Source organism: Pyxidicoccus sp. M6 (assembly GCF_055568925.1).
Map to the genome: position 1 here is coordinate 12,698,577 of NZ_CM145714.1, position 21,825 is coordinate 12,720,401.

General features: G+C 69.8%; 20 protein-coding genes. 15 read left to right on the top strand and 5 right to left on the bottom strand.

The genetic code is table 11. From position 1 onward, the window contains the following. The first annotated feature begins 1 nt into the window (after position 1). The gene (locus ACVTJA_RS50145) at positions 2–1,324 is read left to right on the top strand and encodes a hypothetical protein (RefSeq protein WP_465831731.1); all 1,323 of its coding nucleotides are present in this window, start codon (positions 2–4) and stop codon (positions 1,322–1,324) included. A gap of 9 nt (positions 1,325–1,333) precedes the next feature. Here the strand turns inward: ACVTJA_RS50145 and ACVTJA_RS50150 are convergent, their stop codons facing one another. After that, positions 1,334–1,957, bottom strand: a complete 624-nt coding sequence (locus ACVTJA_RS50150) for a hypothetical protein (RefSeq protein ID WP_465831733.1) — start codon at positions 1,955–1,957, stop codon at positions 1,334–1,336. Between the two features lie 302 nt (positions 1,958–2,259). On the opposite strand from ACVTJA_RS50150, the gene ACVTJA_RS50155 reads away from it, so the two are divergent. Continuing rightward, positions 2,260–3,648: a hypothetical protein gene (locus ACVTJA_RS50155; RefSeq protein WP_465831735.1), complete on the top strand. Its 1,389-nt coding sequence runs from the start codon at positions 2,260–2,262 to the stop codon at positions 3,646–3,648. A 118-nt stretch (positions 3,649–3,766) separates the two neighbouring features. Here ACVTJA_RS50155 and ACVTJA_RS50160 read toward each other — a convergent pair whose 3' ends face one another. Beyond that, positions 3,767–5,728, bottom strand: a complete 1,962-nt coding sequence (locus tag ACVTJA_RS50160) for an aspartyl protease family protein (RefSeq protein ID WP_465831737.1) — start codon at positions 5,726–5,728, stop codon at positions 3,767–3,769. 2 nt (positions 5,729–5,730) lie between these two features. On the opposite strand from ACVTJA_RS50160, the gene ACVTJA_RS50165 reads away from it, so the two are divergent. Beyond that, positions 5,731–6,177: a hypothetical protein gene (locus tag ACVTJA_RS50165; protein WP_465831738.1), complete on the top strand. Its 447-nt coding sequence runs from the start codon at positions 5,731–5,733 to the stop codon at positions 6,175–6,177. Between the two features lie 63 nt (positions 6,178–6,240). Here the strand turns inward: ACVTJA_RS50165 and ACVTJA_RS50170 are convergent, their stop codons facing one another. Continuing rightward, positions 6,241–6,687, bottom strand: coding sequence for a nuclear transport factor 2 family protein (locus ACVTJA_RS50170; RefSeq protein ID WP_465831739.1), 447 nt, complete (start codon positions 6,685–6,687; stop codon positions 6,241–6,243). A gap of 102 nt (positions 6,688–6,789) precedes the next feature. Between ACVTJA_RS50170 and ACVTJA_RS50175 the strand changes: the two genes are divergently transcribed. The 4 genes from ACVTJA_RS50175 (at position 6,790) to ACVTJA_RS50190 (ending at position 10,489) form a co-directional block, all read left to right on the top strand. Beyond that, positions 6,790–7,389 (top strand): TetR/AcrR family transcriptional regulator, encoded by a 600-nt coding sequence (locus tag ACVTJA_RS50175; protein WP_465831740.1) that lies wholly within the window; start codon positions 6,790–6,792, stop codon positions 7,387–7,389. Between the two features lie 166 nt (positions 7,390–7,555). Next, the gene (locus ACVTJA_RS50180) at positions 7,556–9,412 is read left to right on the top strand and encodes a penicillin-binding transpeptidase domain-containing protein (protein ID WP_465831742.1); all 1,857 of its coding nucleotides are present in this window, start codon (positions 7,556–7,558) and stop codon (positions 9,410–9,412) included. 29 nt (positions 9,413–9,441) lie between these two features. Continuing rightward, positions 9,442–9,564, top strand: a complete 123-nt coding sequence (locus ACVTJA_RS50185; RefSeq protein WP_465831744.1) for a glutathione S-transferase N-terminal domain-containing protein — start codon at positions 9,442–9,444, stop codon at positions 9,562–9,564. A 112-nt stretch (positions 9,565–9,676) separates the two neighbouring features. Next, positions 9,677–10,489, top strand: coding sequence for a lipoate--protein ligase family protein (locus ACVTJA_RS50190; protein WP_465831745.1), 813 nt, complete (start codon positions 9,677–9,679; stop codon positions 10,487–10,489). A gap of 163 nt (positions 10,490–10,652) precedes the next feature. Here ACVTJA_RS50190 and ACVTJA_RS50195 read toward each other — a convergent pair whose 3' ends face one another. After that, positions 10,653–12,008 (bottom strand): sigma-54-dependent transcriptional regulator, encoded by a 1,356-nt coding sequence (locus ACVTJA_RS50195; RefSeq protein WP_465831747.1) that lies wholly within the window; start codon positions 12,006–12,008, stop codon positions 10,653–10,655. Then, the gene (locus tag ACVTJA_RS50200; protein WP_465831749.1) at positions 12,005–13,471 is read right to left on the bottom strand and encodes a sensor histidine kinase; all 1,467 of its coding nucleotides are present in this window, start codon (positions 13,469–13,471) and stop codon (positions 12,005–12,007) included. Before ACVTJA_RS50200 ends, ACVTJA_RS50195 begins: the two co-directional genes overlap by 4 nt. Before the next feature lie 249 nt (positions 13,472–13,720). On the opposite strand from ACVTJA_RS50200, the gene ACVTJA_RS50205 reads away from it, so the two are divergent. The 8 genes from ACVTJA_RS50205 to ACVTJA_RS50240 all read left to right on the top strand — a co-directional run bounded on the left by ACVTJA_RS50205 (position 13,721) and on the right by ACVTJA_RS50240 (position 21,758). Next, positions 13,721–14,938 carry an ABC transporter permease gene (locus ACVTJA_RS50205; protein ID WP_465831751.1) on the top strand — a complete coding sequence of 406 codons (1,218 nt, stop codon included), beginning with the start codon at positions 13,721–13,723 and terminating at the stop codon, positions 14,936–14,938. A 33-nt stretch (positions 14,939–14,971) separates the two neighbouring features. Further along, positions 14,972–16,192: an ABC transporter permease gene (locus ACVTJA_RS50210; protein ID WP_465831752.1), complete on the top strand. Its 1,221-nt coding sequence runs from the start codon at positions 14,972–14,974 to the stop codon at positions 16,190–16,192. A gap of 29 nt (positions 16,193–16,221) precedes the next feature. Then, on the top strand, positions 16,222–16,941 hold the full coding sequence (locus ACVTJA_RS50215; protein WP_465831754.1) for an outer membrane lipoprotein-sorting protein: 720 nt from the start codon (positions 16,222–16,224) through the stop codon (positions 16,939–16,941). A gap of 18 nt (positions 16,942–16,959) precedes the next feature. After that, the gene (locus ACVTJA_RS50220; RefSeq protein WP_465831755.1) at positions 16,960–18,429 is read left to right on the top strand and encodes a hypothetical protein; all 1,470 of its coding nucleotides are present in this window, start codon (positions 16,960–16,962) and stop codon (positions 18,427–18,429) included. A 30-nt stretch (positions 18,430–18,459) separates the two neighbouring features. Continuing rightward, on the top strand, positions 18,460–19,176 hold the full coding sequence (locus ACVTJA_RS50225) for an ABC transporter ATP-binding protein (RefSeq protein ID WP_465831756.1): 717 nt from the start codon (positions 18,460–18,462) through the stop codon (positions 19,174–19,176). A gap of 115 nt (positions 19,177–19,291) precedes the next feature. Beyond that, complete coding sequence (locus ACVTJA_RS50230) at positions 19,292–20,206, top strand: beta propeller repeat protein (protein WP_465831758.1); 915 nt, start codon at positions 19,292–19,294, stop codon at positions 20,204–20,206. A gap of 130 nt (positions 20,207–20,336) precedes the next feature. Beyond that, positions 20,337–21,218: a hypothetical protein gene (locus ACVTJA_RS50235; RefSeq protein WP_465831759.1), complete on the top strand. Its 882-nt coding sequence runs from the start codon at positions 20,337–20,339 to the stop codon at positions 21,216–21,218. 108 nt (positions 21,219–21,326) lie between these two features. Beyond that, entirely contained in the window at positions 21,327–21,758 is a 432-nt protein-coding gene (locus tag ACVTJA_RS50240) for a hypothetical protein (RefSeq protein ID WP_465831760.1), read from the top strand. Positions 21,759–21,825: the final 67 nt, after the last annotated feature.

Below are 21,825 nucleotides of genomic sequence, written 5' to 3' on the forward strand. Positions count from 1 at the left end.
CATGCGCGCTTCGTCAATGACTCTCACGCTGCTCGCGCTCCTCGCCACCGGCTGCGAGCGAAGGCCGGAGGACCCCGTCTTCCTGTACGGCGACGTGAAGCGCCCGGACGGCTCACCGGCCGGCGGCACCCGGGTGTACCTGGAACGCGCGCGGAGCAGCCTGGAAGACTGGGACGACTACATGGACCCCGAGCCGCGCGTCTGGGACTACGCGCCGTACACGGAGGCCACCACCGAGGCCTCGGGAGGCTTCTTGCTGGAGACCGTCTCCGGAGACCTCTACCTGGAGGGCTATACGCAGGACGGCTTCGAGGCCACCGTGTGGCACCGCTTCCGCATGTACCCACCGCAGGAGCCGGACGGCAGCGGCGTCTTCGCCGTCCTCTACTTCCGGGACGACGCGGACCTGCCCCTGCTGCAGCCGTGGGCCTGGGGCCTCACGGTGGGCGACGGGCCCTCGCTGTCCTTCGCCGCCGCACCGCCCGCTCCCGAGACGCCTCCGACGGCGACGGTGCCCGAGATTCATGTCGGCTCGGAGGTGCGTGTCGCCCATCCCACCACGCCCAAGCCGGTGTTGCAGCTCCACGGCGGAGACGGGCTCGTCTGGCAGATGTCCGGTGCCGTCTCCCCGTGGGCCCCCGGCCCCTATGTGCTGGAGGACTTCGAGGCCGTGGAGGCCCAGATGCGGGCCGCCAGCGAGGGCACGTGGTCCTTCCAGCCGATAGGCGCCAAGGTCGGCGACATGGACTTCCGCGTGGAGTGGAGGAGCCCGCGCGTCCCCCTGCCGCGGGGCACCCTGCGGCCGGTGAGCCGGGGCACCTCGTGCAGCCCGGCCCCCGTGGACCGTCCCTGTCCCTTCACGGACGGGAAGCTCGAGGCCGTCTTGCCGCGCCCGGTGAGCGAAGGCGATGACGACGATGACGCGGGCGTGGATGCGCTGACCTTCACGCTGAATGCGCCCACGCGCCTGCACAGGGTGGTGGTGAGGGACCTGGAGACGTCGATTGACCATCTCGGCCGCGTGCAGGTGGTGCTGGAAGGCAGCCTGGATGGCGGCGCGTGGGTGAGGCTCGGAAGCTCCACCGCCGTGCTCTTCGACCCGGAGGAGTGGTACTTCCGCATCGCCTTGAGCGCCCTGTTGAACTCCGCCAACGACAGCCCCTTCCACGACGCGCCGATGGAGGAGAACACGCAGCCCATCTTCCTCGATGCCCCCCTCACGAACGAGACGCCCGTGCGCTACGTCCGGCTGAGGGTGACGGAGGAGCGGGGGAGCTACTCCGGCAGGCTGTGGAAGCTGAGCGAGGTCTCCCTGTTCGAGTAGGCCGCCTCGTCAGAAGTGGCCGCCCAGCCCGAAGACGGCCCTGTCGTTGACGAAGCCCACCGTGGGCGACAGTCCCAGCGGCAGGCCCCGCGTGCCGCGTGGCATGCCGTGCGTCAGCTTGCGGCGCGCGTCGCGCAGGGTTGCGCGCCGCTGCGCGCCCTTCGCGGCCTCGGAGTCCTCGCAGTACTCGGTGTCCTCGTCGCACGGCTCGGAGCACCCCTCCTCCGAGTCGGCGCACTCCGCCGCATAGAGATAGCCCAGGCCGAGCATGGCACCCAGGATGGTGCCCCCCAGCAGGGCCGTTCCACAGGACATGTCGCTATCGCCGGCATAGGGGAGGACACACAGGGCGATGCCACCGAGGAACCCCGCTCCGGTGAGAATCAGCGGAACCACCCAGAGGTGCGCGGGGATGCTCTCCTCCGTGGTGGTGACCGTGGCGCTCGCCGGCGAGAGCGCGCGGATGCGGTCTTCCCCCCTCAGGCCGTAGGCCCGGGGCGTGCGCACCGGTATGAGGCGCGCGGACCGCGAGCGGCTGCTGGAGAAATCGAACGCGCGGCTCTCCGCCCGGGCCACCGCCGGAGACAGGAACCACAGCCACAGCAAGCCCAACGCAACCGCACGCCTCTTCATGACGCTGCTCCCACGAGCGTGGACCCGGCCGGCCACTACGGGCGGGAAGAGCAAGTCGCGTGCCCTGCCCGCTTCCGAGTGCGGCCCGCACGCATCGTGCAGCGCGCTGCACACCCGGGTGGGGCTCCGCTGTCATGGGTGTCGCATTCGCACGCCACTGAATTGCGTTTACGTCCGGTGACAAAACCGCGACACACGTGTCGGCCCCGACGTCACCCCGGCGTGTTACCGGTGCGTGCGCTCTCGCCGCGCGGAGCCGCTGCGTGGCGGGGACGCACTCACCTGGACAGGAGTACTCGCACATGAAGAAGCGTGACGGAGTGGGAGTCGTGCTGGCGGCGGTGCTGGGGCTGGGCGCGGGCGATGCGCTGGCGCAGCCGGGGGCGAACCTGTGGAGCCTGAGCTTCGGAGACATCTCCCAGCAGTGGGCGGAGGACGTCGCGGCGACGGCCTCGGGCGACACCGTGCTGGTGGGCGAATACGGCGGCAGCGGGTTCAACCTGGGCGGCGGGGCGCTGCCTCCGAACAACTACTACTGGAACCTGTACGTGGCGAAGCTGGACGGCGCGGGCGGGCACGTGTGGAGCCGCTCCATTCCGCACATCAGCGATGACGACTTCGGCTTCGTGGACTACGAGCGCCGGCTGGCGGTGGACGCGTCCGGCAACATCCTGCTGGCCGGCAACTACTACGGCACGCCGGACTTCGGCTGTGGTCCGCTGGCGCAGGGCACCGGCAGCGTCTTCGTGGTGAAGCTGAGCGCGGCGGGCGCGTGCGTGTGGAGCAAGGGCTTCCCCGGCGCGTATGTGAATACGCCGCGCATCGCGGTGGACGGCACGGGCCGCGTGGCGGTGGCGGGCTTCTTCAACGGCACGCTGAACTTCGGCGGCGGCGCGCTCACCAGCACTCAAGGCCTCTTCCTCGCGCGGCTGGATGCGTCCGGCAACCACCTGTGGAGCAAGCGCTTCGAGCCCACCAGCGGCGGCACCTTCGCCCCTCAGGCGCTGGGCCTGGCCACGGATGCCTCGGGCAACGTGCTGCTCACCGGCGGCTTCAGCGGCTACCTCAACCTCGGCTCCAGCGCCATGCGCAGCCGGGGTGGGCAGGACATCTTCATCGGCCGGTACAACGCGACGGGTGGCCTTTCGTGGGGCCGCCGCTTCGGTGACGCGGCGGACCAGGTGGCCTACGGCATCGCCACGGACGCGGCGGGCAACGGCCTCCTCACCGGTGGCTTCGGCGGCTCGCTCGCCGTGGACACCGTGGTGCTGCCCGCGCAGTCCGCGTCGGACGCCTTCCTCGTGAAGGTGGACACCACGGGCCATGGCCTGTGGGGCCGCCAGTTCACGGACGCCTCGGGCTCGCAGCACGGCGAGCGCGTGGCGCTGGACGCGGCCGGCAACATCGCCACCAGCGGCCAGTACACCGGTGCCATCGACCTGGGCGCGGGCCCGCTGCCGGGCTCGGGTGACGTGCAGCGCTACGTCGCGAAGCTCGACGGCGCGGGCGCGCTGCTGTGGGGCCTGCCTCTCGTGGGCGACGGCTTCGACGCGCACACGGCGGTGGACGCCGCGGGTGATGTCCACGTGGCCGGCGGCTACACCAACGGCCTCTGGCTGAACGGCGTCACCCTGACGGCCCAGGGCGGCTTCGGCGCGTACGACTTGTACGTCGCGCGCTTCAGCCACTAACAGGCTGTCGAGAGAGTCCGAGGGGCGGGGAGCACGCCCCGCCCCGCTTCGTCGTCGGGCTTCGCGACCCGGGCACCGAGAGCGCCCCGAGTGTGGGCTTCCACGGCCCGGAGCGCACTCAATCGGGGATGAGGTCGCGAGGAACGACTTGAGCCGTCTTCGGCACGCCGGCTCGCGTGAAGTCGATGCGGACAGCAACGCCCACCGGCAGCAGCTTCAGCGAGCGACGGACGTCCGACAGCGACTGAGCGGAGACCGGCTGACCGTCGAGCCGCGTGATGAGGTCACCGACCTTCAGGCCGGCCTCTTCGGCCGGGCTGCCCGGCGCGACGTCCATGACCTGCACGCCTCCGTCGGCCTGGTTCAGCCATACGCCAGCCCTGTCGAAGCGGCTGGCATCCGCATCGGGCTGAGCCAGCGGCGCGAGGTAGAGGACCTGTCGCGGATAATCGAAGGTCGCCACGAAGCGCTTGAGCAGACCGCTTCCGACGTTGCCATCGTACGCAGCATCACTGAAGGCGCCGCGCTTCGCGCTGCTGAGGCTGGCGAGCGGCCGCACGACGCGGACCTTGCCGAGCGTGAGCTCACCGAGCCGGACCACATAGGCGCGCGAGGGACCGCCCGCGCCCCAGCCCTCGGTCACCGTGACTCCGTGCGGATAGGCGGTTCGGAGCGCGGCGCGTTCAACGAAGGGCGAGGTGACGTTCACATCACTGCGCGAGCCGGTATCGATGTTGAAGCGAGCGGGCCGGCCGTCCAGGGTTCCCTGCACCTGGGGAAGGTGTTCGTAGAAGGTGAACGGCACGCCGACGCCCGCCGCGGCGCGCTCCTTCGCGGTGAACCGCGCGGGGTCGATGAAGGTGACAGTCCGCGCGCCGTAGTCGATGCGCACCACGAACCGCTCGAGAAACCCGGCTCCGAGCATTCCGCCGAGAGCGATGCCCTCGACGTCCGGGGGACTGAAGTCGAGGGCCAGGGCGCTCTCCGGGCCCATGGAGGCTTCGCCGACCTGCAGCTTCTCGAGCCGCACATAGCCGGAGGTGTTCGTCGCCTCGCCGCCCCCGCTCGCGGAGCTCGCGCCCGCCACCTTCAGGCCGAGAGCCTTCACCGTCGCCGGTGTCAGGATGTCGTGGCCGCCGGTATCGAGCAGGAAGGGCGTTGGCGCTCCCCCGTTCACCCGCACCGGGACGATGATGTGGTTGTTGAGCAACTGGAACGGCACGGTCGTCCGCCCCGAGGCGGGAAGCGCCCAATCTCGCGCGCCGGGCCTGGGCAGCGCGAACAGCGTGCGCGGCGCGCGGGCCCTCACCTCCAGGGAGACCAGCTCCAGCACCTGAGGCTCTGAAGGGTCGTCGTTGGTGATGACCTTCATCCGTCCGGGGACGAGCCGCCCTTCGATGCGCCGGTAATCCGAGTAGTGCGTCTCGGTGACGGAGCCGAAGCTCCGCGCTTCACGAACCCGGGTCAGCAGGTGCGTGGCCGGGTCGAACCAGGCTTCGAAGGCGGACCCGCCTCGCGGCGTCACCCGGAGCCCCTCACAGCCGAGAGGCTCGATGCGCGCGCCGTCGCGGTCGGACCCCCACCACAGGTTGGCGGCCCGATAGGCCTCATTGACGGCCAGGGCGGGCTTGTCGCCGCCGTCCTGCGGAGTGACGAACCCGGAGAGGTCTCGACGCCAGGCGCGACGGCCATCGAAGCCCATTGCTGTATGCACGATGCCGGCGTTCACCTCGTGGATGAAGGCGCCGGACGTCTCGTCCACCGTGCTCACGAGGTCACCCTGGAGACCCTCGCCCGAATAGCTGTACCGCGAGACGCGCGTTGCTCGTTGCGCCGGCGCCTGCACCGCGGCGCGGTGGGCCTGGAGCAGGGCCGAGACGTCGGTCGTCGCGCAGGTCGCGGCGGCCAGGAGGAGAGGGAGCATGCGATGACCGTCTACTACGGGTGCCTCGACATGGGCATCGAGGGCAACCCGGTCGCGTGCCTCAGCCACCAGTGGACCTGTCTTCACCGGCAGTTCAATTTCATCTGCAACTCGGAGATACTGAGAGTGCTGCTCAACCCGCATCCGGAGGAACAACCATGTCCATCCTGCGTGTCGTGAAGCACCTTCAGCTCGGAGCCGTGCTCGTGTCGGCGGCGGCCGTGCTCGGAGCCTGTGGCGAGCCGCTTCCCGGTGAGGAGCCGAAGCAGGAGCAGGAGGGCGGCACCGTCGCCGCCTTCGACATCATCCCGCCGTCGGCGACGATGAACTGTACGAAGTCCGGGACGAACGTCTCCTGCGCCGGCAGCGGCGCCAACGGGGTGACGCCGTACACGTACCAATGGCAGGTGGTGGATGACTTCGGGAGCGGCCCGACGAGCCCCTACTGGTACGCCGGCGGCACCACGTACAACGACTACTGCCAGTTCGGCCTCTACACGTATGGGACGTACTGGACGAAGTACATCCGCTTCCGCGTCGTCGACGCGAACACCTACGTATCGAACGAGGTGACGAAGAGCTTCCGCTGCTGGTCTCCGAACTAGCGCGGTGACACAGGGCTCGCGGGCCACACGTGCCCACGAGCCCTTCGTGCGTTCAGCCCCGACTCACGCCGAACCAGGCTCGCCGCGGAGCAGGCGGATGCGCTCGTGGTGGGTGCTCGTGAAGTCCGGGTCGACGTAGACGAAGACACGGCTCATGAGCGCCCCCTCGAACTGGAAGACGTTGCAGAAGCGTCCCTGGGACACGACGCCGTCCGGCCAGCGCACGCCCTGGCGCGTGACACCGTGCTCCGTGCCCTCCACCACGACGTAATCCCCGGCGACGATGTAGTTGAAGGCGTCGATGTCGTGCTCGATGCTCGCCAGGTCTGATTGCAGAAGCTGACCGAAGCGGGCGATGGCCGCCTTGCCCCGCACGAGGCCGTACTTCGGGAAGAAGAACTGCACGTCCTCGGTGAAGAGGTCGAAGAGGCTGGGGTCCCTCGCGTCCACCTTCCGGAAGTACGTCTCCACCGCCTTCAGCCTGTCGTCCGTGCCGCCAGCACTGCCCATGGAATCCGCTCCTCGCGCCGAGTAACCTACCGATTGGTAAGAATCTCGATTCGCGCGTGCAAGGCGATTTCCGACCAATCAGTATGAAACCTGGGTGAGGGCATGGGTCGTCCACGCGAATTCGACGAGGAGCAGGTGGTGGATGCGGCGCTCGACGTCTTCTGGCGGCGCGGCTACGAGGGGGCCTCGCTGACGGACCTGACGGAGGCGATGGGGATTACCCGGCCCACGCTGTACACCACGTTCGGCAGCAAGGAGGGGCTGTTCCACCGGGTACTGGAGCGGTACGAACAGAAGCACCTGGGCTTCGCCTACGAGGCGCTGAAGGCCCCGACGGCGCGAGAGGCCATCGAGCGGCTGCTGCTCGGCTACGCGGACCTGCACACCACGCCGCACCAGCCCGCGGGCTGCCTGGGCATCAACGCGGCCATTGCGTGCGGAGAGGCGAGCGAGCCCGTCCGGCAGGAGACGCTGAAGTTCAGGCGGGCGGCGGAGGTGGTCCTGGCGCGGAGGCTCGAGCAGGCCCGCGCCGCGGGAGAGCTGCCACCGGACGCGTCCCCCACGGAGCTGGCGCGCTTCCTGATGACGGTGGTGCAGGGAATGGCGGTGCAGGCCACGGCCGGGACGGGCCGCACCGCGCTCCGCCGGGTGGCCCGCATGGCGATGGAGTGCCTCGGGTTGCCTCAGGTGAGGTCGTCCTGACGCTCCGGACGACGGAGCCTCCGGCGGCGAGGACCTTCTCCACGGAGCGCTTCCATGACTCCATGTGCACCTCCGCGCCGGAGAGTCACACCGAGTGTGCCGACGCTCCACGGCGTGGCGTCCTTGTTCGTGACGCCGCGCCTGACGCACAGCAGAGTGCGCCGCCATGACCTGGCGAGTGTGGAGGGTGGGTGTCGCCGTCGCGCTGTCCCTGTTCCTGTCGGCCTGCGCGTCCGTGCGCGGCAGGCCGTCGGACGGGCCGGTGGACGAGGCCGAGGCGTACCTGAGCGCGTGGGCCGCGAATGACCTGACCGCCATGAAGCGCGCGGTGGCCGGCCCGCCAGCGAGCTTCGAGGAACAGCACCAGCGCTTCCGCGACGGGCTGCGCATCGTCTCCTCACGCTTCGAGCTCGGCCGCGTCGAGCGCGACGGCGAGAGCGCCACGGCCCGCTTCCGCGTGTTCCACATGCTGCGCGGGCTGGGTGAGTGGGAAATGGAGGGCACGCTGCCCTTCGTGCGCCGCGAGGGACGCTGGCACGTGCGGTGGAGTCCCGCCGTGCTCCACCCGGAGGCGCGCGAGGGCGACCGTTTCTCGCGCACCCGGACGTGGTTGGAGCGGGCTCCGCTGCTGGACGCGAATGGCGAGCCGCTCACCCACGTCGGAGAGGTCATCACCATCGGCGTGGACCCGTCGCGAGTGCGCAACCGCGCGGACGTCACCTTCGCGCTCCAGACGCAGCTCGAAGTGGACCCGGCGCGTGTGGAGAAGTTGTTGAACGCGGCGGGCACGGCAGAGCGCATCGTGCCGGTCATCGACGTGCGCCCGGAGCGCTACCAGCTCGTGCGTCCCGCGCTGGCGCCCGTGCCGGGCATCTTCTTCCGCAAGAAGCTGGCGCGGCTGTCTCCCTCGGAGGGCTTCGCGTCGCACACCCTCGGCCGCGTGGGTGAAGTGACGGCCGAGCTGCTGTCGCAACTGGGCCCGCTGTACCTGCCGGGAGACATCGTGGGCCTGTCCGGACTGGAGCGCGCCTTCGAACCGCAGCTCGCGGGCACACCTTCGGGCGAGGTGGTCCTCACGCGCGCGTCGGGCGAGACAAAGGTCCTCTTCCGCTTCGAGGGGAAGCCGGGCACGCCGCTGACCACCACGCTCCGGCCGAACCTGCAGAAGGCCGCGGAGGCCGCGCTCGACGGTGTGGCGCAGCCCGCCGCGCTCGTCGCGGTGGACAGCGAGACGGGAGCGGTCCTCGCCATGGCGAGCCGTCCACTCTCGCAGCCGCTGCACCGCGCGCTCACCGGCCGCTACCCGCCCGGCTCCACGTTCAAGGTCGTCACCGCGGAGGCACTGCTCGCGAAGGGCGTGGACGTGAATGCGCCAGTGGCCTGCCCTCCCGCGGTGGCGGTGATGGGAAAGTCCTTCCGCAACTTCGAGGACGAGTCGCTCGGGGGCACCACGCTGCGCGGGGCCTTCGCGCATTCGTGCAACACGGCCTTCGTGTTGATGTCCGCGAATCTCGGAGCCGAGGCGCTCGGTGAAGCGGCCCGGCGCTTCGGCTTCAATGTGGAATATCACCCGGGGCTTCCCACCTCCGGCGGCACGTTCCCCGCGCCTCGCGATGCGGTGGAGCTCGCGGCCTCCGCCATCGGCCAGGGGCGGGTGCTGGCCACGCCGCTGCACCTGGCCTCCGTCGCGGCGGCGGCCGAGTCGGGCAAGTGGCGCGCGCCGTACCTCGTCACGGATTTGGACGACGGGCCGAGTGCTTCGCTCGAAGACGGCACCCGAGGCGCGCTGCATGTGCTGATGCGTGCGGTCGTCACCGAGGGCACGGGCCGGGCCGGCGTGAATGTGCCGGAGCTGGCCGGCAAGACGGGCACAGCGGAGTTCGGCACCCTGCCGCCGCTGCCCACGCACGCGTGGTTCATCGGCTTCCGCAACGGCATTGCCTTCGCCGTCCTCGTCGAGGGAGGAGGCGTGGGAGGCCGCGTCGCCGCTCCCATCGCCGCGAGGTTCGCCGCGGCGCTGTGAGTGCACCGCGTGGTAGGCCTCACCGCGCCATGCGCCTGCACAGCTACTACCGCTCCACCGCGGCCTACCGCGTCCGCATCGCGCTCCACTGGAAGGGCCTGCCCTTCGAGACGCTGCGAGTCGCTACCCGCCTTCGAGCGCGCACGCCCTGAAGCACAGCCCGACGCCAGCGAGTACGACCCCAACGCCGAGTTCTAATCTCCTCCGGAAGCGCGGCGCGCACCCCGCCGTTGCGTTATCGGACGGAAGGGAGAGGATGCCGCCATGTCACCGTCCGAAACCGTCCGCTCGTGGAATGTCATCGAGCCCCTGGAGAGAGAGCCGGGCTCCTGGCAGATGGCGCTCGACGAGGCGTTGCTGGAAGACGCGTGCGCTCGGCCGGACTTCGTCCCCACCCTGCGCCTGTATGTCTTCACCCCGGGCTGCCTCAGCCTCGGGCGCACGCAGTCGTACGAGAGCGTCAACGCCGCCGCCGCGAAGGAGCAGGGACTGGACGTGGTGCGCCGGGTGACGGGCGGCTCGGGCGTGCTGCACCACGGTGAGCTCACGTACAGCTTCATCGCCCGCGTGGGCGACCCGTTCACCGACAGCATCGAGCAGAACTACACGCTGCTGTCGGAGGCCATCGCCGCCGGGCTCGCGAGCCACTTCGGCGTCCGCGCCGACCTGGAGCCCTCGCGCCCCGAGCGCAACCCGGCCACCGGCGCGTGCTTCCTCACGCCGGCCCTCAAGGAACTGAAGGTCCACGGGCGCAAGCTCGTGGGCAGCGCGCAGCGGCGTCAGCGAGGCGCCTTCATGCAGCACGGCGCGCTGCCGCTGGTGACGGACTACGCGCTGCATGGCCGCCTCTTCCACTTGGAGCCGGAGCGACTGCGCACGGCGATGATGGACCTGAAGGAAGCCGCCGGCCGCGAGGTGACTCACGGCGAGGCGGCGGAGGCACTGAAGCAGGGCTTCACCGAGAGCCTCGGGGCGAAGTGGAGCTCCGTCTCCATCGCGCCGCATGTGCGAGCCCGAGCGGAGGCGCTCGTCACCGAGCGCTACGGCCGCGAGGAGTGGACGCGCGACGCTCTCTGAGGAGCAGCCAGGATGCGCGCTCCCGAGAGCTGCTGCCGCTCCATCGGAACGGAGCGAACAGCCTCCGCGGGCCCCGGGCAGCGGAAGGAACGTTCATTCCGGGCGGCCTTCGCGAGCACTCGGCAGCGGAAGGAACGCTCATTCCGCGCATCCTCCGCCCGAGTCAGTCCCCCTCCTCCTCCCCGGAAGCGAGCCCGTACTTGCGCAGCTTGTCGTGCAGCGTCGCCCGGCTGATGTCGAGCAACCGCGCCGCCTCGCTCCGGTTGCCCTTCGCGCCTTCGAGCGCCGCCACGATGAGCCCGCGCTCGTAGGCGCCCACGCGCTCCTTCAACCCCGCGCGCACCGCCGGCTCCGCGCCGCCCGGTGCCCCTCCGGGCAACAGGGACAGATCAATCGTGCCATCCAGCGACAGGGCCACGGCGCTCTCCAGCGCGTTCTCCAACTCGCGCACGTTGCCGGGCCACGTGTGTGCGGCGAGCCTCGCCAGCAACTCCGGAGTGACGCTCACCGGCGCCGTGCCGAAGCGCTCCGCGAAGCGTCCGAGGAAGTACCGCGCCAGCACGGGGATGTCCTCCGGCCGCTGCCGCAGCGGCGGCACGTGCAGGTGCACCACCTTGAGGCGGTAGTACAGGTCCTCGCGGAACAACCCCGCCGCCACGCGCTGCGCGAGGTCCCGGTGCGTCGCCGCGACGATGCGCACGTCGATGCGGTACGCCCGGTCCTCTCCCACAGGCCGGACTTCTCCCTCTTGCAGCACGCGCAGCAACTTCGCCTGCGTGGCCGCGTCCAGTTCGCCAATCTCGTCCAGGAACAGCGTTCCGCCGTCCGCTTCACGGAAGAGGCCGTTGCGCGCACGCACCGCACCGGTGAAGGCGCCCCGCGTGTGGCCGAACAACTCCGCCTCCGCCAGCTCCGGCGTGAGCGCCGCGCAGTTGAAGCGCACGAAGGGCTTCTCAGCGCGCGCCGAGGCCCGCACCAGCGCCTCCGCCACGCGCTCCTTGCCCGTACCACTCTCTCCCGTGAGGAGCACCGTCACGTCGCGCGGAGCCACACGCTGAATCAGCAGCGCGAGCCGCGACATGGTCGGCGAGGCGAACACCATCGACTTGAGGAGGTTGTTCTCGCCCTGGAGCCGCTCGTTCTCCGCCTCCAGCCGGACGACGCCCACCGCGCGGCGCACCACCGCCAGCACCTCGTCCACGACGAAGGGCTTGCGGAAGTAGTCCAGCGCTCCGAGCTTCATCGCCTCCACCGCGTGCCGCTCCGAGCCATGCGCGGTGACGAGGATGACCTTCGGCACCGGCACCAGCGAGCGTGACTGCCGCAGCAACTCCAGCCCGTCCATGCGCGGCATGCGCAGGTCCGACACCACGAGGTCGATGCCGCCACGCTTCAGCCGCTCCAGGCCCACCACGCCGTCCGAGGCGTCCTCCACATCCAGGCCCGCGTCCTCGAACATGCCGCGCAGCGTGTAGCGGACGCCATCATCGTCATCGACCACCAACACTCGCGCCTTCATGCCGTCTCCCGTTCCGCCTCGGACATCAGCCGTCGCGCGGGCAGCGTCAGCGCCGCCACGCACCCACCGCCCTCACGGTCCACCAGCGTCAACTCGCCTCCGTGCTGCCGCACCAGCCCGCGCGCCAGCGCCAGCCCCAGACCGGAGCCGCGTGCCTTCGTCGTGACGCCCGGCTCGAAGAGGCGCTCGCGCACCGACGCGGGTATCCCCGGTCCCCTGTCCCGCACCTCCACCCGCGACTCCCTTCCACCCAGTAGCACCAGCTCCACGGTGGAGCCCGAGGGGCTCGCGTCCAGCGCGTTCTGCACGAGGTTGATGAGCACCTGCTTCACCTTGCGCGTATCACACCACGCATACACGGCCTCCGCCTCCACGACCTGCAGCTTCACCTCGCGCTCCTGCGCCAGTCCCTCGTGCAGCGCCACCACCGAGTCGCACAGGTTCCGCAGCGGCTGTTCCTCCTGGTGCAACGGAAGGAGCGGCCGGGAGAAGTTGAGGAAGCCCTCCAGGATTTCCTCCATCCGCCCCACCTCGCGCTGGAGCACCGCGAGCCGCTCGGCGGGCTTGCCCTCCAAATCACGTCCAATCAGCGTCGCCAGTCCCTTCACGCTCGCGAGCGGGTTCTTGAGCTCGTGCGCAATCTCCCCGGACAGCGCGGTGAGGGTGGCCGCGTGCTCGGTGTGGCTCTGCAGCGCCTCGTCGCGCGCGTCGAGCGCCTTCTGTACCGCGCTCAGGAAGACCACCTGGAAGCGGTTGGCGCCGAAGATGCTCCACATGATGAAGAGGGAGAACATGGCGGCCTGCGCGTACACCAGCGACTTCGACTGCGGCACCAGCGAGTCCCCTCCGAAGATGGCGGGGATGTACCCCGGGACGCGCAGGTGCGTCGCCGCCCAGGCGAGCCCCCAGACGATTGCCAGGATGGCCCCCACGAAGGGAGGCGTGGCCTGCTTCGGGGTGATGCTGCCGATGAAGAGACAGTAGACGATGAGCAGCGGCAGCATCGGGCTCAGGATTCCGCCCGACGCGGTGATGACACAGACGGACATGAGCAGGAACACGCTCAGCGCTCCATACGTGCGGCGGTGCGTGGTCCCATGGAACTGCATGGGCTGCCACTTCCTCCAGTAGTCGCTCACCATGACGTCCGGCCGAAGTACCCATGGGTGCTGCTCGCGCAGGTGCCGAACCACGCGCTCGGCCAACATCCGGTGCCGCTGGCCGGGCCGCCACCCCGCCATGAAGACCGTCATGGAGAAGCTGAAGAGCGCCACCCCGAGCCCGCTCGCCACGCCCCCCAGGATGAGCTTGCGCCACCACACCATGTGGCTCATCGCGACGAAGCCCACGGACGCGAACAGCACCAGCGCGAAGACCAGGCGTGAGAGCCCCATCATCATCAGCCCGCGCGGGGTGACGAGCTTCTGGAACTCGGGGGGCAGCGCGACCTCGGGGTCGGTCATGGGGCTCGTGTCCAAGGCGTTCCTCCGGGGCCGCATGGTGCACGTACCGGGCCCCACCGGCCAGGGCCCCGCGCCCAGAGGGACGAAGCCCTCGCTCCCCAGTCACCTGTCAGGAAATCCGGCACCCCCTCGCCGGCTCTCCTGACACCCTCGCGGCCCGTCCACGCCGCGGCTCCAGTGAAGAGGCCCTGGCACGCGCCGTGCTCAAGCGCCGGGCCAACGCAACACCTGGCCGGAGCAACCCCGCTCATGTGGACCCTCTTCACCGTCGCGTTCAGGAACGTCCTGCGCAACCGTCGCCGTACCGCGCTCACCCTCGCCGCCCTCATCGTGGGCGTGGGCATCACCGTCATCGTCCACGGCTTCGTCAATGGGATGAAGCGGGGCGTGGTGAACCAGTTCATCTCCGCCGTCACGGGCGCGGTGCAGGTGCACCACGCCGGCTACGTGAAGAACGTCCTCTCCACGCCGCTGTCGCTGGACGTGCCCGCCGACGACGCCTTCCTCTCGCGAGTGAGCCACGTGGAGGGCGTCACGGGCGTGGCCCCGCGGCTCCAGTTCTCCGGCACGGTGAGCGTGGGTGACGAGAGCCTCTTCTTCACCGCGCTGGCCCTGGACCCGGAGCGTGAGCACGCGGTGTGCCCGTGGCGCGAGAAGACGCTCGTGGCCGGCTCCTCGTTCAAGGGAGAAACGGACCTGCTGCTGGCCGCGTCGCTGTCCTCGGCGGCGGGAGTGCGCCAGGGCGAGGAGGCGGTGCTGCTCGCACCGGACCGCGACGGAGCGCTCAACGCCGAGGCCGCGAAGCTGAGCGGCACGCTGATGCCGCTCGGCCCCGGCGAGGCGCGGTTCGGCCAGGTGTCGCTCGCGCTGGCGCAGCGCCTGTTGCGAATGGAGGGCCGCGCCACGGAGCTGGCCGTGTCGGTGAAGGACGTCGAGCGAGCCCCCGAGGTGGCCGGCCGCCTGCGCGCCGAGCTGGGCCCCGACTACGAGGTGCACACCTGGGACGAGGTGGCCCCGGTGGCGAGGGACGCCATGGCCCGCCTGGACGCCATGTCCGCCACCGTGACGACGGTGTTCCTCATCCTGATGCTGCTGGGCGTGGCCAATACCTCGCTGATGACGGTGCTGGAGCGCACTCGCGAGATTGGCACCATGATGGCGGTGGGCGTGCGCCGCTCGTGGATTGCCGCGCTGTTCCTCGCCGAGTCGGCGGTGGTGGGAGCGCTGGGCGGCACTGGCGGCGCGCTCATCGGCCTCGCCGTCGTCACGCACCTGGGCAACAAGGGCCTGTCCATCGCTCCGGGCGGGGCCAAGGGCGTCGTGCCCATCGAGGTGCACCCCATGATTCCGCCCGGTGAATTGGCCCTGCTCGTGGCGGTGGCCATCGTTGGCGCGGCCCTCTTCTCGCTCTACCCCGCCTGGCGCGCCAGCCGTCTGCGTCCCGTGCAGGCGCTCGCCGGCAACTGAAACCCCTTCCGAGCCCCACCGGAGCCCAAAGCCATGCCACCCCTGCTGACGCTCGCCGTTCGCAACCTCACCCGCAGCAAGGCCCGGAACGCCATCACCACCGGCGCCATCATCTTCGGCGTCGCCGTGAGCCTGTTCCTCGGCGCCCGCATCAAGGGCATGCAGAACGCCACCATCGACGATGTCGTCGACGCCCGCGTGGGCGCCATCCAGGTCCACCGCCACGGCTACTTCGACCTGAAGGAGAACCAGCCGCTGAAGTTGGACCTGCCGCAGGACGCGGCGCTGGAGACGAAGCTTCGCTCCGTGCCCGGCGTGCGTGACGTCATGCCGCGCATCACCTTCTCCGGGCAGGTGTCCAACGGCTCGCGGGCCACGCTCGTCGTCGGCCAGGGCGTGGACCCCACGCGCGAGCTGGCCGTGCTGCCCCTGGCCCACCGCGAGGTGCGAGGCCGCCCGCTGAGCGCCGACGTGCTCCAGGGCGTCGTCATGGGCCAGGAGCTGGCCAACGCGCTGGACTTGAAGCCCGGAGCGTCGCTGGTGCTGCAGGCCACCACGCAGAAGAGCAAGGAGAACGCCGTCGACCTGGACCTGGTCGGCACGGTCATCAGCCTCAACCCGCAGGAGTCCAAGCGCTCGATGAACCTCACCCTCGCCCAGGCGCAGCGACTGCTGCGCATGGACGGCCGCGTCACCGAGTACGTCGTGGCGGTGAAGGACCGCGACGAGGTGGACGCGGTGGCGGCGCGGCTGCGCACGGCGCTGGGCGACGCGTACGAGGTGCACACCTGGGTGGACCTGCGGCCGACGGTGATGGACCGCATCCGCATCCAGCAGACCATGCTCACCATCATCGTCGGGGTGTGCGTCATCCTGGCCGTGTTCGGCGTGGCCAACGCGATGTGGATGAGCGTGAAGGAGCGCACCCGCGAGATTGGCACCATGCTGGCCATGGGCATCCGCCGCTGGCAGGTGGGCGGGCTGTTCCTGCTGGAGGCCACGCTCCAGGCGTTGCTGGGCGGCGCGCTCGGCGCCGGCCTCATCTTCGCGCAGGTGGCCGTGTCCACGGCGCAGGGCGGCTTCCAGACCACGCTCCCCGGCGGCACCGCTCCGCTCACCGTCATTCCCACCATCGCGCCGGGCCTGCTGGCGGCGGTGCTCCTCACCTCCACGCTCGGCGCCGTCGTTGCCTCCGTGTTCCCCGCGCTGCGCGCCGCGCGCCTCCACCCCGTCGAGGCCCTGCGCTCGCTGTGAGCACGGCCCCTTCCCTCCGGAGACCATCCATGAAGTCACTCGCACTCTCACTGTGTCTGTTGCTGCTGCCCCTCGCCGCCTCCGCCGAGTCGAAGTCCGCGGAGGAGCTGCTCCGCCAGTACGACGCCATCATGGGCCCCGCGAGCTTCGAGGGCGTCATGGTGATGACGGCCCACCGCGAGGACGGCAGCACGCGGACGTACCGGATGAAGGTGATGAAGTCCGGCACGGACCGCTTCCGCGCCTGGTTCCAGGAGCCGGCCGCCTCGCGCGGACAGGAAATCCTCCGCGTGGGGGACAACTCGTGGGTCTACATGCCGAACCTGAAGCGGGCGCTGCGCATTGCCAACCGCGACTCGTTCCAGGGCGGTGACTTCAACAACGCGGACGTGCTGCGCACCAACTACACGCGCGACTACGACGCGAAGCTCCTCTCCGAGGACGCGCAGGCGTACCTGCTGGAGCTGCACGCGAAGACGGACGAGGCCGCGTATGACCGCGTCAAGCTCTGGCTGAGCAAGGCGGACGGCGTCCCGCTGAAGGGCGAGTACTACACGGTGAGCGGCAAGCTGCTGCGCACCGCCGAGTTCATGGACGTGCGCGACTTCAGCGGGCTGCGCCGCCCGTCCCGCGTGCTGATGCGCAACATGATTGTCACCCAGCGCTTCAGCGAGCTGACCTTCGAGCGCTTCGAGCTGCGCGACGCGCTGCCGAACGGGCGCTTCGTGCTCGACGACCTGGGCCGCTGAACCTCCCGAGTGCGCGCCATGATGCCCCTGCTCCCCTCGCTGCTCACCGCCGCCTTCCTCGCGCAGGCGCCTGTCGAGGACGCGCCCGCCGCCGAGTCCTCTCCATCGCTGGAGGTGACGACGACGGGCTACCTCGACACGCGCTTCACCTACGCGCGCGTCCTCTCCGAGCGCATGCTGCCAGGAGAGGGCCAGCCCGCCCTGACGAACCTCACCGAGGGCAACCTCCAGCTCAAGCTGCGCTTCACGCCCGAGGCCTTCGTCAACACGGACGTGTCCCTCTTCTGGCAGCGCGCCGACCTGGTCGAGGGCGTGAAGCGGGACATGCCCGAGTACCGCCCCTCCATCGTGGTCAGCGAGCTGTACGGGGACTGGGCGCTGACGCCGCACCTGAGCCTCACCGTGGGAAAGAAGCGCGTGGTGTGGGGCCCGGGCCTCGCGCAGAACCCGACGGACTTCCTCAACCCGGCCAAGGACCCCACGGACCCGGCGGCCCAGCGCGCGGGCGCGTGGCTGGCGCGAGTGGAGCTTCCCTATGACAGGTTCACCTTCTCGGTGGTGGGCGCGGCCAAGGTGCTGCGGCAGTACGCGGGCCTGCCCACCGCGCTGCTTGTCTACCCGGACCAGCCGACGGCCGAGGCCGAGCAGGGCCTGGTGCCGGACGACCGCGACGACGAGGCCCACTACGCGGTGGCCGCTCGCGCGTACGCCCTGGTGGCGGACACGGACATCAACCTCGTCTACGCCTTCACGCACCTCTACAACGACGCCTTCACGCACAAGCACCGGCTGGGCGCGTCCGTCTCGCACGTCTTCGGCGGGCTGGAGGTGCACGGCGAGGCGCTGCTCCAGACGGGCTCCACGCGGCTCGAGTTGGAGCCCGCATGCTCGGGCAGCGCGGAGGCACTGGCGGACTGCGCGGCGCGCAACGTGACGCTGGCCTCGCGCCCGCGTCTGCATGACGGGAGGCTGCGGCCCCAGGTGCTCGCGGGAGCGCGGTACCTCTTCGAGGACAGCGCGATGCTGTCGGCGGAGTATTACTTCCGCTCGGACGGGTTGGACTCGGCGGGCTTCGCCCGCTACGTGGAGACACTGGCCGCGGCGGGCGAATTGGCCCGGTTGAATCCGGCGCTGGCCGGCAGCGTGCTGGGCGCGATGAGCGGCGGGACGTCCACGGACCCGGGGACTCCGCAGCGCTACAGCTTCGACCCGCTGCGCCGGCACTACCTCTTCCTCAGCTACAGCAAGCCGCAGATTCACGACGACTTCACGGCGGGCGCGTCGCTGGTGCTGAGCCTGGGGGACTTCTCCGGTCAGCTCAGCCCGTCGCTGGCCTGGTCGGCGCGCGACTGGCTGACGCTCACCGCCGCAGCGTACGTCCCGCTCCCCGTGCTGAACGGCGTGGAGGTGGGCGGCAGGGAGTACGGAGAGCTGGCGCTCTCCGCCACCGACTGGCGCGTGCTGATGAGCGCGCGCGCCTTCTTCTGACACACCGAAACATTCTCAGTGAGGAACACCATGGCCATCGTCGAGATGCGGGACATTCACAAGAGCTACCAGTTGGGGAAGACCACCGTGGAGGCGCTCCGGGGCGTGGACCTGGACGTGGAGGAAGGCGAGTTCACGGTGGTGATGGGGCCCTCGGGCTCGGGCAAGACGACGCTGCTGAACATCATCGGCTGCCTGGACCGGGCGACGCATGGCTCGTACAAGCTGGAGGGGCGCGAGATTGGCGACCGCGACTTCAACGAGCTCGCCGAGCTGCGCAACCGGAAGATTGGCTTCATCTTCCAGGCGTTCAACCTCATCCCCGTGCTGAACGTGCTGGAGAACATCGAGTTCCCCTGCCTCATCCGCAACGAGTCGCGCTCCTCACTGCGTGCCCGGGCCCTCAGCATCGCGAAGGACGTGGGGCTGTCGCATGTGCTGAAGCACCGGCCCGATGAGCTGTCCGGTGGCCAGCGGCAGCGCGTGGCCATCGCGCGCGCCCTGGTGACGCAGCCGCAAATCGTGCTCGCGGACGAGCCCACCGCGAACCTGGACTCCGTCACGAGCGAGCAGATTCTGGACCTGATGGAGGAGCTCAACCGCATGCACCAGGTCACGTTCCTCTTCTCCACGCACGACCCGCGAGTGATGAAGCGCGCCCGGCGCGTGGTGCGTCTGGCGGATGGCTACCGCATGGACGACGCGACGCACGCGCATGTGATGGAGCTGGCTGCTTCCGCGCAGTGAGGAACCGGGCGAGTCTGGGATGGGCGAGCTGGAACCAGGCCCATCTCCCCGCGACGAGGAACTCCGGGGCGAGGTTGCTTGCACGACCGGAGTCCCCCCTCTACGGTGGCTCCGCTTGGATGCATACACCTTCAGGTTCATCGGAGGCTGCGTAGCGGCCGGGAGCCGGCAACTCTTCGTCGCGGCGGAGGAGCGCCAGGGGACGGAGCAGGACATCCCCCACTGCGTGTTCGGCGTGTACACCGACGGCCGGTGGCACGAGTACGAGACGCGGCCGGACTGGACGCCGCTCAGTATGACGGCCGTGCGCCAGCCGGGTGAGTCCTCCTCGCGCGTCCTCGTGCTGGGTCCGGACGGCAAGCTGTGCGAGCTGTCCCTCGCGGAGCAAGGGAAGCAAGCGTCGCTGTCGAGCATCCCCCGGCACATCGGGATGACGGGCCTCGCCACCATCGATGGCGTCGTCTACGCGTGCGGCATGGAGCGGGATGTCCTGCGCCGCGAAGCGGATAGAAGCTGGAGCGACCTGTCCGCTCCACGGCTCGGCCCCGAGGAGGACGTCGTCCACTTCAGCGGCCTCGCGGGCCGCTCCGCGAATGAAATCTACGCAGTGGGTGGGAGGGGCGAGATCTGGGTCCGCACCCATACGGGATGGCACCGCGAGGACTCACCGACCCGCGCGTACCTGGGCGCGCTCACCGTCACCCATACCGGGCTCGTCTACATCGTCGGCGAGGAAGGGACGCTGATTCGCGGGCGCCGGGGCGCATGGGAAGCGCTCGACACGGGCACGAAGGAAGACCTCCGCGACGTGTGCGAGCACCAGGGGGAGGTCTTCATCAGCACGGACTCCCGCGTGTTCAAGCTGACGCCCGAGGGGCGGCTCTCCGCGCTGGAGGATGACAGCGATGAGGAGCTGGAGGACACCGCCTGCCGCATGCTCCTCTCCGTGGAAGGCCTGGGGCTGTGCTCCATCAAGGGAGGTGGAGTGTTCCGCTTGAAGAACGACGGCACCTGGGACCGGCTCGCCTGAAGCGTCGAGGGCTCGACTTCACGAGGAGTCCCGCCATGGCCACCCGGAGCGACGGGCTCCGAGCTTCCACGTGCAAGCCCGGCCGACATCGAGCGTCCATCCGACAAGACCCATCGAGGTATTCGACGAAATGCTCCCCCTGCAACGCTGGCTGTCTTCCGACGAGGCTGCCGCATACCTCCGCCCCTTCAGCGCCTTCAAGCGTTGTGGCACCCGGATTGGAATGGACGTGGACGCCGCGGTCCTCTCGTACGGCTTCAACAACAGCGGGGCCGGTCTGTTCGCGGGCGGCCGTGTCCCCTCGCTCGCCCTGGAGAATCTCCGGGGTTCAACGTTCATCGACGGTGACCTGCATGTCGATGGATGGCTGGAGAATGTCGGAGGGCTGGTCTTCGTCCGGGGCAACCTCATCGCGCAGACGCTCTACACGAGCGGATATCTCATCGTCCTCGGAGAGCTGCGGGTGCGGCGGCTGTTCGGCGAGGACGAGCAGTACGGCACCAACGTCTTCGGCGATGCGTACGTCGAGAGCGCCGTCTTCTCCCACAATCACCACTTCGACGTGTGGGGCAAGGCGGAGCTGCGCGAGGTGGTCCACGACGAGTCGGACGGACGCGAGGCCATGCGGGAGCAGCTCGTCGAATGGGGCGTGCTCGCCGATACGAAGAACGTGGACTACCTTGATGAGGTCCAGCAGGGCCTCCAGACCCTCGGCGCGAAGTGGGGCACGCTTCCCGAGGAGTGGGCGGCGCGCCGGTACACGCCGAAGCCCGAGGACGTCATCATCGAGCGTCCCCCGCCCGTCCGGCCGGCGGTCATCCTCGAGTTGGAGCAGTGGCTCGGGGCGGCGGGGCTCACGCAGCGGCAGCAACTGGAGGCGCTCCGCACCACGTGGCTCTCCCGGCTGACCGACCCGGCGGTGCGCACGGAGGCGCAGCGCGTGATTCGCAAGGCCATCAACTCGAAGAAGCTCGTCGAGGAGCGTGACGCCCTGCTGCGTCAGCTCGACTGAGGACCGCGAGAGACCCGGAGCTGTGTTCCATCGGGCGCGGGGATGTGTTCCGCTCGCAGGATGACGGCCCCCGAAGTCCGTGCTCGCAGTGCCTCAGGAGGAACCACCATGGTGAAGCTCGTGTCCCGTCAGGCGCTCCTCGTCGTGGCCAGTGTCTCGCTGTCTGCGTGCGGAGGTCCATCGCTGGAGGAGGGCACCGCTCCCGAGTTCGGCAGCATCGACATGCCGCTCACGTCCTCGCTGACGTTCACCCGCGACATCGTCTCGGGGGACACCGCGTTCACCAACACCGTCAGCGCCGGCACCGCTCCGCTCACCTACTACTGGCAGACCACGGAGACGCAGACCTGGAACGGCAACGTCTACGTGAGCGGCTGGTTCCAGGGCTCGAACCCCGAACACTTCTGGTGCCCGCGCGCTCCCGTCCGCGGTGAAGGCGAGCTCATCTGGTCGCTCAAGGTGGAGGCCTACGCGGTGGATGCAACGGGCGCCGCGTCCGCAGTGGTCTACAAGACGCTCCCGTGCAGCGTGCTCCAGTAGCCTGGGCCCCTGGCAGCTCGCGTCGGCGGCGATTCGAGGCACGGGCTGCCACACACCTCGCGAAGGC